This window comes from Pseudomonas sp. zbq_18, assembly GCF_043102245.1.
Classification (GTDB): domain Bacteria; phylum Pseudomonadota; class Gammaproteobacteria; order Pseudomonadales; family Pseudomonadaceae; genus Aquipseudomonas.
The window spans coordinates 226,912-239,287 of record NZ_JBICIT010000005.1 but is presented as its reverse complement, the minus strand read 5'-3'; the positions used below and the strand labels follow the sequence as shown (position 1 = coordinate 239,287).

Sequence of the window (12,376 nt, the reverse complement as noted above, 5' to 3'; positions counted from 1 at the left end):
GCAGGTCAGTCCTTGCGGCGCTTGAGCTGGTCTTTGAGCTGGGTCGGCAACTGGCGAATGATCAGCATGTCGCGCGCCTCGTCGTACTCGATGGCCGAGCCCAGCAGGTGTGACTCGAAGCTGATCGACAGGCCCTCGGCGCGCCCGGTGAAGCGGCGGAACTGGTTGAGGGTGCGCTTGTCCGCCGGAAATTCCGGGGCCATGCCGTAGTCCTTGTTGCGGATGTGCTCGTAGAAGGCGCGCGGGCGCTCCTCGTCGATCAGCCCGGACAGTTCGTCCAGGGTAATAGGCTCACCGAGCTTGGCCTGGCTAGTCGCATAGTCGACCAGTGTGTCGGTCTTGGCCCGCGCCTGCTCCTCGGGCAGATCTTCGCTCTCGACGAAGTCGCTGAAAGCCTTGAGCAGGGTGCGGGTTTCGCTCGGCGCATCCACACCCTCCTGGCAGCCAATGAAGTCGCGGAAGTAGTCCGAGACCTTCTTGCCGTTCTTGCCCTTGATAAAGGAGATGTACTGCTTGGACTGCTTGTTGTTTTGCCACTCGCTGATGTTGATGCGCGCGGCCAGGTGCAACTGACCCAGGTCCAGATGCTTGGCCGGTGCTACATCCAGCGCGTCGGTCACTGCCACACCTTCGTTGTGGTGGAGCAGAGCGATGGCCAGGTAGTCGGTCATGCCTTGCTGGTAGTGGGCGAACAAGACGTGGCCGCCGGTGGACAGGTTGGACTCCTCCATCAGCTTCTGCAGCTGTTCCACGGCCTGGCGGCTGAAGGCGGTGAAGTCCTGCTCGCCCTCCAGGTAGGCCTTCAGCCAGCCGCTGAACGGATAGGCGCCGGATTCCTCGTGGAACAGGCCCCAGGCCTTGCCCTGTTTGGCGTTGTAGCTCTCGTTGAGGTCGGCCAGCAGGTTTTCCATGGCCTGCGAGGTACTCAGTTCGGACTCTCGGGCATGCAGCACGGCGGGGCTGCCATCGGGCTTCTTGTCGATCAGGTGGACGATGCAATGACGGATCGGCATGGATGGCTCTCGCTGGTGTTCGGACGCAGGGCGCAGAGTTTACCTGAGTCGGCCTGAGCGAGGCTTTTTCATGTGCTGATGCTGCGGCGCTGCTGGACCGCATGCAGGCGCTCGATCATATAGCGCAGGTGCATGTGCAGCTCATACAGTTCGTTGGAGTAGGACAGCGGCACCTCGACCCTGGCCAGCTCGTCTTCGAGCTTCTCCAGGCGCTCGATCTCGGCACTGATGTCGCCTTCCAGCTTGCCGCTGTACAGCTGCTGGTCGATTTCGCGCAGGTGCTTGTACCAGCGGTAGATGCGCGCGCGAATGCGCCATTGGTAGATCGGGCCGATGGCCTTAAACAGCGGGAACAGCAGAATCACCAGCGGAATGGCGAGGATGATATAGCGGTCGGCCAGCGAGGCGATGCGGAACGGCAGGTAGCGCTGCAGTATCGGCAGGCCCTTGGCGTAGTAGTACTCGGCTTCGTCGAGGATCGGCAGCGAGAGCGGTGGTCTGGTCGGGTAGCTGCCGGCCGGGTCCAGCAGGCTGCCGTTCTTCAGTACCGTTCGGGCTGCTTCGAGAATCAGCGGGGTGAGCGAGGGATGGAAGCCTTCACCGGCAACCAGTGTCGCCACCGGGCCGAGGGTGGCGATGTCCCGGTCTGGCACGTTGTGGCCCAGGTCCAGCATGCCCTCGCCAACCTCCACCCGGCTCAGGTAGGGCAGGCGCGCCAGGTAGGCATCAATACGGCGCAGACCGACCAGGTGAACCTTGGGTTCGCCAGCCAGGCGCTGGATTAGCGGATTTTCCGCCGGGCCGACGAAGAAGGCAGCATCCAGCCTGCCGTCAATCAGCGCCTCGGCTGCAGGCGTGCCGCCGATGGCTTGCCACTGTGGTGGATAACTGTCCGGTGCAATGCGGTTGGCCTGCAATAGCGCCGCGGTGATGGCCTGCGTGCCACTGCCTTCCGAGCCGATGGCCAGGCGCAGCTTGAGCAGGTCGGCCAGACGCTCGAACCGTACCTTCTCGCCAAGGAACAGCCACAGCGGCTCGCGATACATCACCCCCAGCCCTGAAATCTTCTCGCGCTGCGTGTCGCTCAGGCTCAATTCCTGGCCGCTCTGTACCAGCGCCAGTTGCACTTCGCCGCTATCCAGCTTGGCCAGGTTGTCCTGCGAACCCCGGCTTTGCACCAGCTCCAACTCGAAACCCTGTTGGGCCAGTTCGTCGCGCAGGCGCTCGGCGAAACTGTGGTAGCCGCCGCCCAAGGCGCCGGTGGCCATGCGCGCATGCATGGGCGGTGGCGGGGCAACGAAGTAGAACAGGGCGCCGACCAGGCCGGCGATCACCGGCACCAGCCACAGGTTGGCGAGGATGAGGATTTTCAGGTCGCGGAGAATGCGGCGCATGGGCTGTCCTTAGGTGAGGCTTGGGCGACAGCATAGCTGGAGTGACTTTGGATGTTTGTGTCGCGAGAAAGATACAAATATGAAAATTTCGTGAAAAAACGGGTTGATTCGGTGATGGCTCATGGCTACCTTGCCGGCCTGAAAAGCAAGGAGCAGCTATGCGCTATCTAGGCACATATAAAAGGATGTTCAAGCATGAAACTCGTCTGCAGGATTTGACCCTGCATGTGCGAGATCATGATTATGCAGAAGTGCTGTCCCCTATCTCCGAGTTGCTGGGGCGACGTGGTCATGAGCCGCTGCGCGGCAGTCTGACGCGTTGCCTGGACACCACCCACTCTCGATTCTTCGTCAAAACCGAGAAGATCGATACCTTCCCTTCACGCATGCGCGCTACCTTTGGGTTGCAACGTTCCGAGGGTGGCTATACCTGGCTAGTCGAAGAGTTGCGCAATTCCGTTGAGGCTTTTCGCCGTGGCGCGCCAGTTCCCCAAGTGGCTGGCTTCGGTTATCAGCGGCGCGGACGCCGCCTGGTGCGAGAGTTTTTCCTGGTCAGTGAAATGCTCGAAGACCATGTCAACGGCATGGAGTGGATACAACGACCAGGTATCGATATCGAATCATTCCTGCAGCGCTGCTTTTCCCTGTTCAAGCATCTGCATGATCGGGAAATCTTCCATCTCGACCTGTGGCTGGCCAATATCATGGTCGACCCGGCCAACCCCGACCAACTGCGTGTTGTCGATCTGGAAAATTGCCATATTGGAGCTGCTTCGCGTTATGCGGAGACACTGGGCTTTCAGTTCGGCTTTTTCTATTTCCGCTTTGTACGGGAGTACATCACTGAAGCTCGTTATGACGAACTGGTCAGTACAGCCCTGCAGTCCTACGGTGATATCGACCGCGAGTGTTTTGCTCGTATCTATGAGTTGGCCAAGCGCAAGCCAACGTGCCGCAAAAAGCGCCGGCTTCTGATCGCTCAGGGCAAACTGGCAACCAAGTAATAGCGGTCAGGTGCGTTGAGCTCCTATGTGTCGGCCGAGCTGTCGGCGACCGATGCCGAGGCAGGCAAACACGGCCAGCAGCCCCAGTGCATACAGCGCATCGGTACCCAGCGCGGCCAGTACCAGCAGGCAGAGCAGGGTGCTGAAGCCGGCGACCCAGCGCCAGATGCCCTGGAGCAGGGCGACGCCGGCAGCCATGCTGAGCAGGTAGACCAGGATGAAGTTGCCGTTGGCGTAGCGGATCAGGTCATCCACCGACAGCTGCAGCCAGCTTGCCAACGCCGCACACAGAGCGCAGGTCGTCACCACCAGCAGCAGTGCTCTCGCCGGAACGCCGTGATGGTTGCGCTCGGCCAGTGGTGCCGGCAGCTTGCCCTCGTCGGCCAGGCTCCAGATCAGCCGGGCAAAACCCTGCAGATAGACGTTCATCGAGGCGAAGCAGGCCAGGTAGCCGATCAGCGCCACCAGCCAGCGTGCCTGATCGCCGAGCAGCAAGTGCATCAACCGTGGCAGCGAGGCCGCGTCGCTGTGCTGGTCGCCGTAGACGCCGTAGCTCAGCACGGCGACCGAGAAGGCCCAGTACACCAGGCCGGCCAGCAGCACGCCGAGCAGCAGGGCCAGGGGAAAGTCGCGCTGCGGATTTTTGAACTCTTCGCCCAGATGGGTGAAGGCCTCGATGCCGACGAAGCACCAGAACATCACACCAAGGGCGGCCGGAATCAGCGGCCAGGCCTGGCTGTCGAGCACTGGCAGCAGTGGCTGGCTGGCGTGGGGCAGGTCACCCACCCACCAAATCAACGCCACGGTGCCGAGAATGGCCAGGGCGATCAGGCCCTGCACCAGGCCGCTGGCGCGGGCCGGGCGCTGGCCGAGCAGGAGCATGGCGCCGAGGGTGAGCAACTGGATCAGCAGGGCTTCGAACTTGCCGATGGGCAGTACGGCCTGCCAGAAGCCGGTGGCGATATTCAGCGCGGCGGGCAGGCCTACCGGCAGCACGGCGAGGAACAGCAAGGCGATCAGCCGCTCCATGCGTGCGCCGAAGGCGCGGCCGATCAGGTGCGGAGCGCCACCGGCATGGGGAAAACGCCTACCCAGTTGGGCGAAGGTAAAGGCCACTGGCAGCACCAGGGCAATCAGGATCAGCCAGGCCCAGAGCGAAGCGCTGCCGGCAGCGGTGGCGGCCAGTGCCGGCACGACGAAGATGCCGGTGCCCAGCAGCGAGGTGCTGAGCAGGGCAATGCCTTGCACCAGGCCCAGTTCCTTGTTCAGGCGGCTCATGAGGTATGCTCGTTCCTTCCTTTCGATCCCGCCATGTTATGCCTGCCCTGCGCGGCAGGTTGCCGCCGATTACCGGCGAAATGGCGGATTTCGCCGCCAAACTGCCGAGAGTCACCGTGGACAAGTTCGATCGCCAGATCCTCGCCCTGTTGCGTGCCGATGCGCGCACCTCTGTCAGCCAGATTTCCCGCGAGGTCAGCCTGTCGCGTTCGGCGGTGGCCGAGCGTATCCGTCAACTGGAAGAGAGCGGGGTGATCCAGGGCTATCACGCCAGCGTGGCCGATCCAGGGCAGTCGACCATCAAGGCTTTTCTTGAGCTCTTCTACAAGGACAGCCGCTGCCAGGACTACGTCGAGCGGATGCGTGCCTTTCCCGAAATCCGCCAGTGCTGTGGCATCAGCGGTGAGACCGACATGCTGGTGCAGGTGGAGACGACCAGCATGGCGCGCCTGGCCGAGATTCGCGGCGAGATCGAGAACTACCCCGGCATGCAGCGTGTGAAGACGCATATGGTGGTCAAGGAGTGGCCGATGTGAGCTGTCGGGGCGTCGATCAGTCGGGCTGAGTCCTCAACTGGATTTGCCCGCGGCTGAGATCGGTCAGTTGCTGGCGAGCCTGGTCGAGGGCGTGGCTCGGCAGAGTTAGTACCAGGTCGGCCCCCGTTTCATCGAAGCATTCCTGCTGCACCACCGCCTGCCAGTCGCCCAGCCGCGCCTTCACTCGTGCCAGTTCGGCGAAGGGCACATGGCAGCGGGCCTGGATGCGCTCGATCAGCTCGACCCGCGCGCCGCCCTGCAGGCACTTGGCGGCGCTGCCGCCGTAGGCGCGGGCCAGGCCTCCGGTGCCGAGCTGGATGCCGCCGTACCAGCGGATGACCAGTACTACCACCCGGTCGCAATCCTGGCCCTCGATGGCGGCGAGTATCGGCCGCCCGGCGGTGCCGCCGGGTTCGCCGTCGTCATTGAAACGGTACTGGCTGCCGCACTTGAAGGCCCAGCAGTTATGCGAGGCGCTGTGGTCACTGTGCTGCTCGATAAAGGCCAGTGCCTGCTCCGCCGATTCGACGGGGGCGGCGAGCGCGAGGAAGCGGCTCTTGCGTATTTCCTCGTGGTAATCGCAGGGCGTTTGCAGGGTGAAGGGCATAGCTCAGTCTTGTGCCCGGCTCTGCAGCCAGGCACTGCGTTGCTCCGGGCTGTGGAAGGTCCAGGCGACGAAGCGGCTCTGTTTGTTGCCCTGGGCCATGTCGATGCAGCGGATTTCCAGCGCGTCGGCTTTCTTCAGCAGCTTTTCGGCGTGGGCCACATTGCTCACCTTGGATACCAGGCTGCTGAACCACAGCACCTGGTCGGCGACCTGCGCACTTTCCGTGATCATGCGCTTGAGAAAACTGGCCTCGCCGCCGGTGCACCACAGCTCGGCACTCTGCCCGCCGAAGTTAAGCGCGGGCAGCTGGCGTTGCGGGTCGAGCTTGCCGAGGTTCTTCCATTTGCGTCGGCTGCCGCTGGCGGCCTCCTCGGCGCTGGCGTGGAAGGGGGGATTGCACAGGGTCAGCTCGAAGCGCTCACCCGGCTGCAGCAGGTCCTTGAAGATCTGTCCGCGCTGGTGCTGTTGGCGCAGTTCGATGGCCTCAGCCAGGTCATTGCGGCGGACGATTTCGCCGGCCGATTCCAGGGCTGGCGAGTCGATATCCGAGCCGAGGAAACGCCAGCCATAGTCGCCATGGCCTAGCAGCGGATAGATGCAGCTGGCGCCGGTGCCGATGTCCAGGGCGCGGATGTGCTGGCCCTGCGGGATCCTGCCGTGCTGGTCGCTGGCCAGCAGATCGGCCAGGCCATGCACGTAATCGGCGCGCCCGGGAATCGGTGGGCACAGATAGCCAGCCGGTATTTCCCAGTAGCGAATGCCGTACAGCTGGCGGAGTAGGGCGCGATTGAGTACCCGTACCGCCTCGGGATCGGCGAAGTCGATGCTCGGCTTGCCGTATGGATTGGTGATAACGAAGCGCCCCAGCTCAGGGTTTTTCTCGATCAACCGAGGGAAGTCGTATTGGCCCTGATGGCGGTTGCGTGGGTGCAACTGGCCCTTGGCGATGGCTTTGGGCTGGCGCGGCGGATGAGCTTTCTCGGACATGCTGGAGGGTTCGCTGAGCGGGGAGGGCATTGTCCCACAGACGTCACTTCCAGCCCATCAGCCAACGCTCGTCGTCCTGCAGGGCGCGCCAGTCGAGGCGTTCAGTGCGCTGGGTGAGGACGGCCTGCAATTCGACCTGCAACACCGTGCCTTCCTCATCGCAATGCAGCTCGGTGACCAGAAAGTGCTTCTCGCGGTTGCGCGGCTGGCGCGCCGTCCATTTCGACAGCAGCAGCTTGCTGGGGTTGAGGCGTTGTGGGTTCACTGGCGGTGCTCCAACAGGCGCCGAGCTACTTCCTGGCCACTCAGCCAGGCACCCTCGACCCGACCGGACAGGCACCAGTCGCCGCAGGCGTACAGGCCCAGGTCGGCATCGGCCAGGGCGCCCCATTCGTGATTGCCGGCCGGGCGCGCATAGAGCCAGCGGTGCGCCAGGCTGAAGCTCGGTGCCGGCAGGCTGCAGCCGATCAGTTCGGCAAAGGCGCCGTGCAGCTGCTCGATGATGGCTTCCTTGGGCAGGTCCAGGTGCTGGCGGCTCCACTCGCTGGAGGCGTGCAGCACCCAGGTGTCGTAGTGGCTGTCGCGCCCTGGCTTGCTGCGGTTGCGCGCCAGCCAGTCGAGGGCGCTGCCGCGCACGAAGCTGGCTTCCACCGGAGTGTCCAGCGGGCTGTCGAAGGCCAGGGCAACGGCCCAGGTCGGGTTCATGATCACGCTGGCAGCGGTGCCTGCGAGCTTGGGGGCGGCGCTGAGCAGGCCACTGGCCTGTGGCGCGGGCGTCGCGACGATCACGGCGCTGAAGGGGCCGTGGCTCTGGCCTTCGGCATCCTGCAACTGCCAGTTCTGTTCGCCGCGGAAGACCTCGGTGATGCGGCAACTGAAATGTACCGGCAGAGCGCCAAGCAGGGCGCGGCTGATGGCGCTCATGCGCGGCGTACCGACCCAGCGCAGCTGCTCGTCAGGTGAGTGATGCAGGCCATGCTCGTTGAGCTGGTAGAGCTGCGGGTCCCACTCGGCCACCCAGCCGCGTGCCTGCCACTGCTGCACCACTTCGACAAAGCGGCGGTCGCGTGCGGTGAAGTACTGGGCGCCCAGATCCAGCGAGCCAGCGTCACTGCGCTTGCTGGCCATTCGTCCGCCACTGCCGCGGCTCTTGTCGAACAGTTGGACTTCCATGCCGGCTGCATGCAGGGCTTGCGCGGCGGAAAGGCCCGCCAGGCCGGTGCCGATGATGGCGATGGGTGCTGTCATGGTCTACCTCGTTTCCTTTACATCAGGCGACGTTCCAGGCATTAATTGTACATGTTATTTGATTTGTACAATTATTGTGAGTCAATGGTCAGCCCTTTTACTCAGTGCGACGTTAGCGCTGTCGGGCCAGGACACGTGCCTGCGCCATAATTCAGACTAGGGCGGGATGAGTGGTCAGTGCCATGCGAGGAGGATGCCATGCATATCTTGCTGACAGGCGGTACCGGGCTGATTGGTCGAGCCTTGTGCCGCCATTGGCTGTCCCAGGGGCATCGCCTGAGCGTGTGGAGCCGCACGCCGGAGCGGGTCAGTGAGTTGTGCGGTGCTCAGGTCCGCGGCATCGGTCGTCTCGAAGACTATGGCGACGAGCCGCTGGATGCTGTGATCAACCTGGCCGGTGCTCCTATCGCGGATCGTCCCTGGACGCACAAGCGTAAGCTGGAGCTGTGGAACAGTCGGATTGGTCTCACGGAACAGCTGCTGAGCTGGCTGGAGCAACGCCAGCAACGGCCCCGCGTATTGCTCTCCGGCTCGGCTGTCGGCTGGTACGGCGATGCTGGCGAGCACGAGTTGCGCGAGACGGATCCGCCGGTGTGCGAGGACTTTGCCGCACAACTGTGCGGAGCCTGGGAAGAGACTGCCCTGCGTGCCGAAGGCTTGGGTATCGCTGTGGTGCTGTTGCGCACCGGTCTGGTGCTGGCGCCGGACGGCGGCTTCCTCAAACGCTTGCTGCTGCCGTTTCGTCTGGGATTGGGTGGGCCTGTCGGCAGTGGCCGGCAGTGGATGCCGTGGATTCATTTGGAGGATGAAATCGGCCTGATCGATTTTCTCTTGCGGCAGGAGGGGGCCCGCGGTCCTTATAATGCCTGCGCGCCGCAGCCGGTACGCAACAAGGCCTTTGCCAAGGCCCTGGGCCGGGCGTTGCGGCGTCCGGCGCTGTTCCCCGTGCCTGGCTTCCTGCTCAAGGCTGGCCTGGGCGAACTCTCCGAATTGCTGCTGGGCGGGCAGAAGGCCCTGCCACAGCGTGCGCTGGATGACGGTTACCACTTTCGTTTCACCGATATCGACTCGGCCCTGGCCGACCTGCTCAAGGACCCCGCATGACCGATCACGCCCTGCTGTTGCTCAACCTGGGTTCGCCGGCTTCCACGGAGGTGGCCGACGTGCGTCGCTACCTCAACCAGTTTCTCATGGACCCCTACGTGATCGACCTGCCCTGGCCGGTGCGCCGGCTGCTGGTGTCGCTGATCCTGATCAAGCGTCCGGCGCAGTCGGCGCACGCCTACGCCTCGATCTGGTGGGAGGAGGGCTCGCCGCTGGTGGTGCTCAGCCGCCGCCTGCAGCAGGCCATGGCGGCGCACTGGCCGCACGGCCCGGTGGAGCTGGCCATGCGCTACGGCGAGCCGTCGATCGAGAAGGTCTTGGTCGGCCTGGCGGCCCGTGGCGTGAAGAAAGTCACCCTGGCGCCGCTTTACCCGCAGTTCGCCGATAGCACCACCACCACCGCGTTGCAGGAAGTGCGGCGCGTGGTGCGCGAGCGCGGCCTGGCCCTGCAATTCGCCGAGCTGGCACCGTTCTACGCCCAGCCGGAGTACGTCGACGCTCTGGTGGAGAGCGCCAAACCCTATCTCGAGCAGGACTTCGACCACCTGTTGCTGAGCTTCCATGGCCTGCCGGAGCGCCATCTGCACAAGCTGGACCCTACTGGCCACTGCCTGAAAGGCGCCGACTGCTGCAAGAACGCCTCGCCGCAGGTGCTCGCCAACTGCTACCGCGCCCAGTGCTTGCGCAGCGCCGAGCTGTTCGCCGAGCGTGCCGGGCTGCCGGCCGGCAAGTGGTCAGTGGGTTTCCAGTCGCGCCTGGGTCGCGCCAAGTGGATTGAGCCCTACACCGAGGCGCGTCTGGACGAGCTGGCCCAGGCCGGGGTGAAGAAGCTGCTGGTGATGTGCCCGGCCTTCGTCGCCGACTGCATCGAGACGCTTGAGGAAATCGGTGACCGCGGCCGCGAGCAGTTCCGCGAGGCGGGCGGCGAGGACCTGGTGCTGGTGCCCTGCCTGAACGACCATCCGCAGTGGGTACAGGCGCTCAAGGTGCTGTGCGAGCGGGCGCCGCAGCAGCTGTGAAGGCAACGGGGCTGCGGCCCCGTTTGCATGAGTGGCGCAGCCGTCAGGCCGGGAAGTGCAGGCGGAAGAGGGTGCCGTGCGCGTCACTCCTGACGCTGACCTGGCCGCCGTGCGCTTGCATGATCGAACGCACGATCGCCAGGCCCAGGCCGCCGGAGTCGCCCGGTTCATGGCGCGAGGGATCGCAGCGGTAGAAGCGCTCGAACAGATGCGGCAGGTGCTGCGCGGGGATGGGCTCGCCGAGGTTGTGCACGCTGAGGGTCATGCCCGTGGCTGTGTGGGTGCTGCCGAGGGTCACGCAGCTCTGCGGCGTGGCGTGGCGCAGGGCATTGGCCAGCAGGTTGGCCAGGGCGCGGCGCAGCAGTTGCGGTTCGGCATGCAGGTTTCCGTCGGCCTGGTTGAGCAGGGTGATGTCGCGTTCCTGGGCCATGCCCTCGAAGTAGTCGCACAGCTGCTCGCCGAGCGCCCGCAGGTCGACCGCCTCATGCTGGATCGCCGCCTTCGGCTGCTCGGTGCGGGCGAGGAACAGCATGCTGTCGATCATCCGCGCCAGGCGTTCGTATTCCTCCTGATTGGACACCAGCAGGTTCTGGTAAGCCTCGACCGAGCGGGAGTGGCGCAGCGCCTGCTGGGTCTGGCCCATCAGATTACTCAGCGGCGTGCGCATCTCGTGGGCCAGGTCTTCGGAGAAGCGCGAGAGCTGGGCAAAGCCCTGTTCCAGACGGTCGAGCATCTGGTTCAGCGCCTGGCTCAGGGCGCTCAGTTCGCCGACCTCGGCAAATCCCTGCAGGCGCAGGTGCAGGTGCTGCGTATCGATGCCGGCGGCCTGCCGGGCCAGCTGGCGCACAGGGCGCAGTCCGCGCTGGCTGACCAGGGCGCCGAGGGCGAAGGCCAGCAGTGCACCGACGCCCAGCGCCAGGCCGATCTTCAGGCGATAGGCGGCGAGCATCTGCTCGCGCTCGCTGGCCAGCTTGCCGGCGATCAGCCGCAGGGCGCCGCCCGGGCGCGGTACATCGAGCCAGGCCAGGCGCAGGGTGGGGTTGTCTGGCGCATCGGCCAGCCGGGGCTCAGGTGCCGCTGGCAGATTCGGCAGGGGCAGGGCCGGCGGGTTTACCTCGATCAGCGGCTGGCCCTGGGCATCGACTATCCACAACAGGTTGTCGCGGTTACCCAGCATGTTCTCGTACAGCTGCGGACGGTTACGCAGCGCCTCGATGCTGGCTGCGTCGTCGAGCAGGGCCTGCATGCGCTGCAGGCGGCCGAGCAGGGCCTGGTCGTCGCGCCAGGCGATTTCGCGCTGCAGCGACTGGTACAGGAAGAAGCCCAGGGCGCCGAGCAGCAGCACGCCGACCAGGGCGAACATCAGTGCCAGGCGCAGGCTCAGGGTGCGCGGCCAGAGCCTCACGGCTGCAGGTCCAGCAGGTAGCCGATGCCGCGCACGGTGTGGATCAGTCTGAGCGGGTAGGGATCGTCGACCTTGGCGCGCAGGCGGCGGATGGCCACGTCGACCACATTGGTGTCGCTGTCGAAGTTCATCTGCCAGACGTGCGAGGCGATCAGCGAGCGCGACAGCACTTCGCCCTGGCGGCTCAGCAGCAGGTGCAGCAGGGCGAACTCCTTGTTGGTCAGGTTGAGCCGCTCGCCACTGCGGGTGACCTTGCGCTTGAGCAGGTCGAGCTGCAGGTCGGCCACCTCGAAGTGCTCGGTTTCCCGCGGCGGCCCCCGGCGCAGCAGGCTGCGTACGCGCGCCAGCAACTCGGCGTAGGAGAAGGGCTTGACCAGGTAATCGTCGGCGCCCAGCTCCAGGCCGCGCACGCGGTCCTCGACGGCATCACGGGCGGTGAGGAACAGCACCGGGGTCTGCAACTGACGGCGGATGACCTGCAGCAGCTGCCAGCCATCGATGCCCGGCAGCATGACGTCGAGGATGATCAGGTCGAACTCTTCTTCCTGCACCAGGTGCAGGCCGTCCAGGCCATTGGCGGCGACCTCCACCGCATAGCCGTCTTCGCTCAGGCCCTTGCGCAGGTAATCCGCCGTCTTCGCTTCGTCTTCAACCACCAGGATACGCATGTCGATCTCCACTGCAGACGCATAGCCTAGGTCGATCCGCGCTTCTCTCCCATTACAAATTGGTAATCCGCCGGCAATCAGTCTGTGCGCAAGGGCTGGGCAAGATGCCCGCC

13 protein-coding genes are annotated in these 12,376 nt (G+C 64.7%); 4 read left to right on the top strand and 9 right to left on the bottom strand.

Annotated features, from left to right (window positions below):
* Nucleotides 1-5: 5 nt before the first annotated feature.
* Both yejK and ACF8C6_RS04255 read right to left on the bottom strand, forming a co-directional pair.
* Nucleotides 6-1,013, bottom strand: coding sequence for a nucleoid-associated protein YejK (gene yejK / locus ACF8C6_RS04260; protein ID WP_392498141.1), 1,008 nt, complete (start codon nt 1,011-1,013; stop codon nt 6-8).
* A gap of 68 nt (nt 1,014-1,081) precedes the next feature.
* Nucleotides 1,082-2,407 (bottom strand): TAXI family TRAP transporter solute-binding subunit, encoded by a 1,326-nt coding sequence (locus tag ACF8C6_RS04255; RefSeq protein WP_392498140.1) that lies wholly within the window; start codon nt 2,405-2,407, stop codon nt 1,082-1,084.
* Between the two features lie 158 nt (nt 2,408-2,565).
* Here ACF8C6_RS04255 and ACF8C6_RS04250 point away from each other — a divergent pair, with 158 nt between their 5' ends.
* Nucleotides 2,566-3,411, top strand: a complete 846-nt coding sequence (locus ACF8C6_RS04250; protein WP_392498138.1) for a lipopolysaccharide kinase InaA family protein — start codon at nt 2,566-2,568, stop codon at nt 3,409-3,411.
* 6 nt (nt 3,412-3,417) lie between these two features.
* On the opposite strand, the gene yjeH is transcribed toward ACF8C6_RS04250, so the two are convergent.
* Entirely contained in the window at nt 3,418-4,689 is a 1,272-nt protein-coding gene (yjeH, locus tag ACF8C6_RS04245; protein WP_392498137.1) for an L-methionine/branched-chain amino acid transporter, read from the bottom strand.
* 116 nt (nt 4,690-4,805) lie between these two features.
* Between yjeH and ACF8C6_RS04240 the strand changes: the two genes are divergently transcribed.
* Nucleotides 4,806-5,225, top strand: coding sequence for an Lrp/AsnC family transcriptional regulator (locus tag ACF8C6_RS04240; protein ID WP_392498181.1), 420 nt, complete (start codon nt 4,806-4,808; stop codon nt 5,223-5,225).
* A gap of 16 nt (nt 5,226-5,241) precedes the next feature.
* On the opposite strand, the gene ACF8C6_RS04235 is transcribed toward ACF8C6_RS04240, so the two are convergent.
* The 4 genes from ACF8C6_RS04235 to ACF8C6_RS04220 are packed head-to-tail and all read right to left on the bottom strand — an operon-like array spanning nt 5,242 to nt 8,067.
* Nucleotides 5,242-5,832 carry an IMPACT family protein gene (locus ACF8C6_RS04235; RefSeq protein ID WP_392498136.1) on the bottom strand — a complete coding sequence of 197 codons (591 nt, stop codon included), beginning with the start codon at nt 5,830-5,832 and terminating at the stop codon, nt 5,242-5,244.
* A gap of 3 nt (nt 5,833-5,835) precedes the next feature.
* The gene (gene rlmF / locus ACF8C6_RS04230; RefSeq protein ID WP_392498135.1) at nt 5,836-6,819 is read right to left on the bottom strand and encodes a 23S rRNA (adenine(1618)-N(6))-methyltransferase RlmF; all 984 of its coding nucleotides are present in this window, start codon (nt 6,817-6,819) and stop codon (nt 5,836-5,838) included.
* Nucleotides 6,820-6,862: 43 nt separating this feature from the next.
* Nucleotides 6,863-7,084: a TIGR02450 family Trp-rich protein gene (locus ACF8C6_RS04225; RefSeq protein ID WP_392498134.1), complete on the bottom strand. Its 222-nt coding sequence runs from the start codon at nt 7,082-7,084 to the stop codon at nt 6,863-6,865.
* A complete protein-coding gene (locus ACF8C6_RS04220; protein WP_392498133.1) occupies nt 7,081-8,067 on the bottom strand; it encodes an NAD(P)/FAD-dependent oxidoreductase in 987 nt (328 codons plus the stop codon). The genes ACF8C6_RS04225 and ACF8C6_RS04220 overlap by 4 nt, the downstream gene beginning before the upstream one ends.
* A 198-nt stretch (nt 8,068-8,265) precedes the next feature.
* Here ACF8C6_RS04220 and ACF8C6_RS04215 point away from each other — a divergent pair, with 198 nt between their 5' ends.
* On the top strand, nt 8,266-9,171 hold the full coding sequence (locus ACF8C6_RS04215; RefSeq protein WP_392498132.1) for a TIGR01777 family oxidoreductase: 906 nt from the start codon (nt 8,266-8,268) through the stop codon (nt 9,169-9,171).
* A complete protein-coding gene (gene hemH / locus ACF8C6_RS04210; protein WP_392498131.1) occupies nt 9,168-10,190 on the top strand; it encodes a ferrochelatase in 1,023 nt (340 codons plus the stop codon). Before ACF8C6_RS04215 ends, hemH begins: the two co-directional genes overlap by 4 nt.
* A 43-nt stretch (nt 10,191-10,233) precedes the next feature.
* On the opposite strand, the gene ACF8C6_RS04205 is transcribed toward hemH, so the two are convergent.
* Complete coding sequence (locus ACF8C6_RS04205; RefSeq protein ID WP_392498130.1) at nt 10,234-11,595, bottom strand: heavy metal sensor histidine kinase; 1,362 nt, start codon at nt 11,593-11,595, stop codon at nt 10,234-10,236.
* Nucleotides 11,592-12,263, bottom strand: a complete 672-nt coding sequence (locus ACF8C6_RS04200; protein WP_392498129.1) for a heavy metal response regulator transcription factor — start codon at nt 12,261-12,263, stop codon at nt 11,592-11,594. Before ACF8C6_RS04200 ends, ACF8C6_RS04205 begins: the two co-directional genes overlap by 4 nt.
* Nucleotides 12,264-12,376 lie beyond the last annotated feature (113 nt).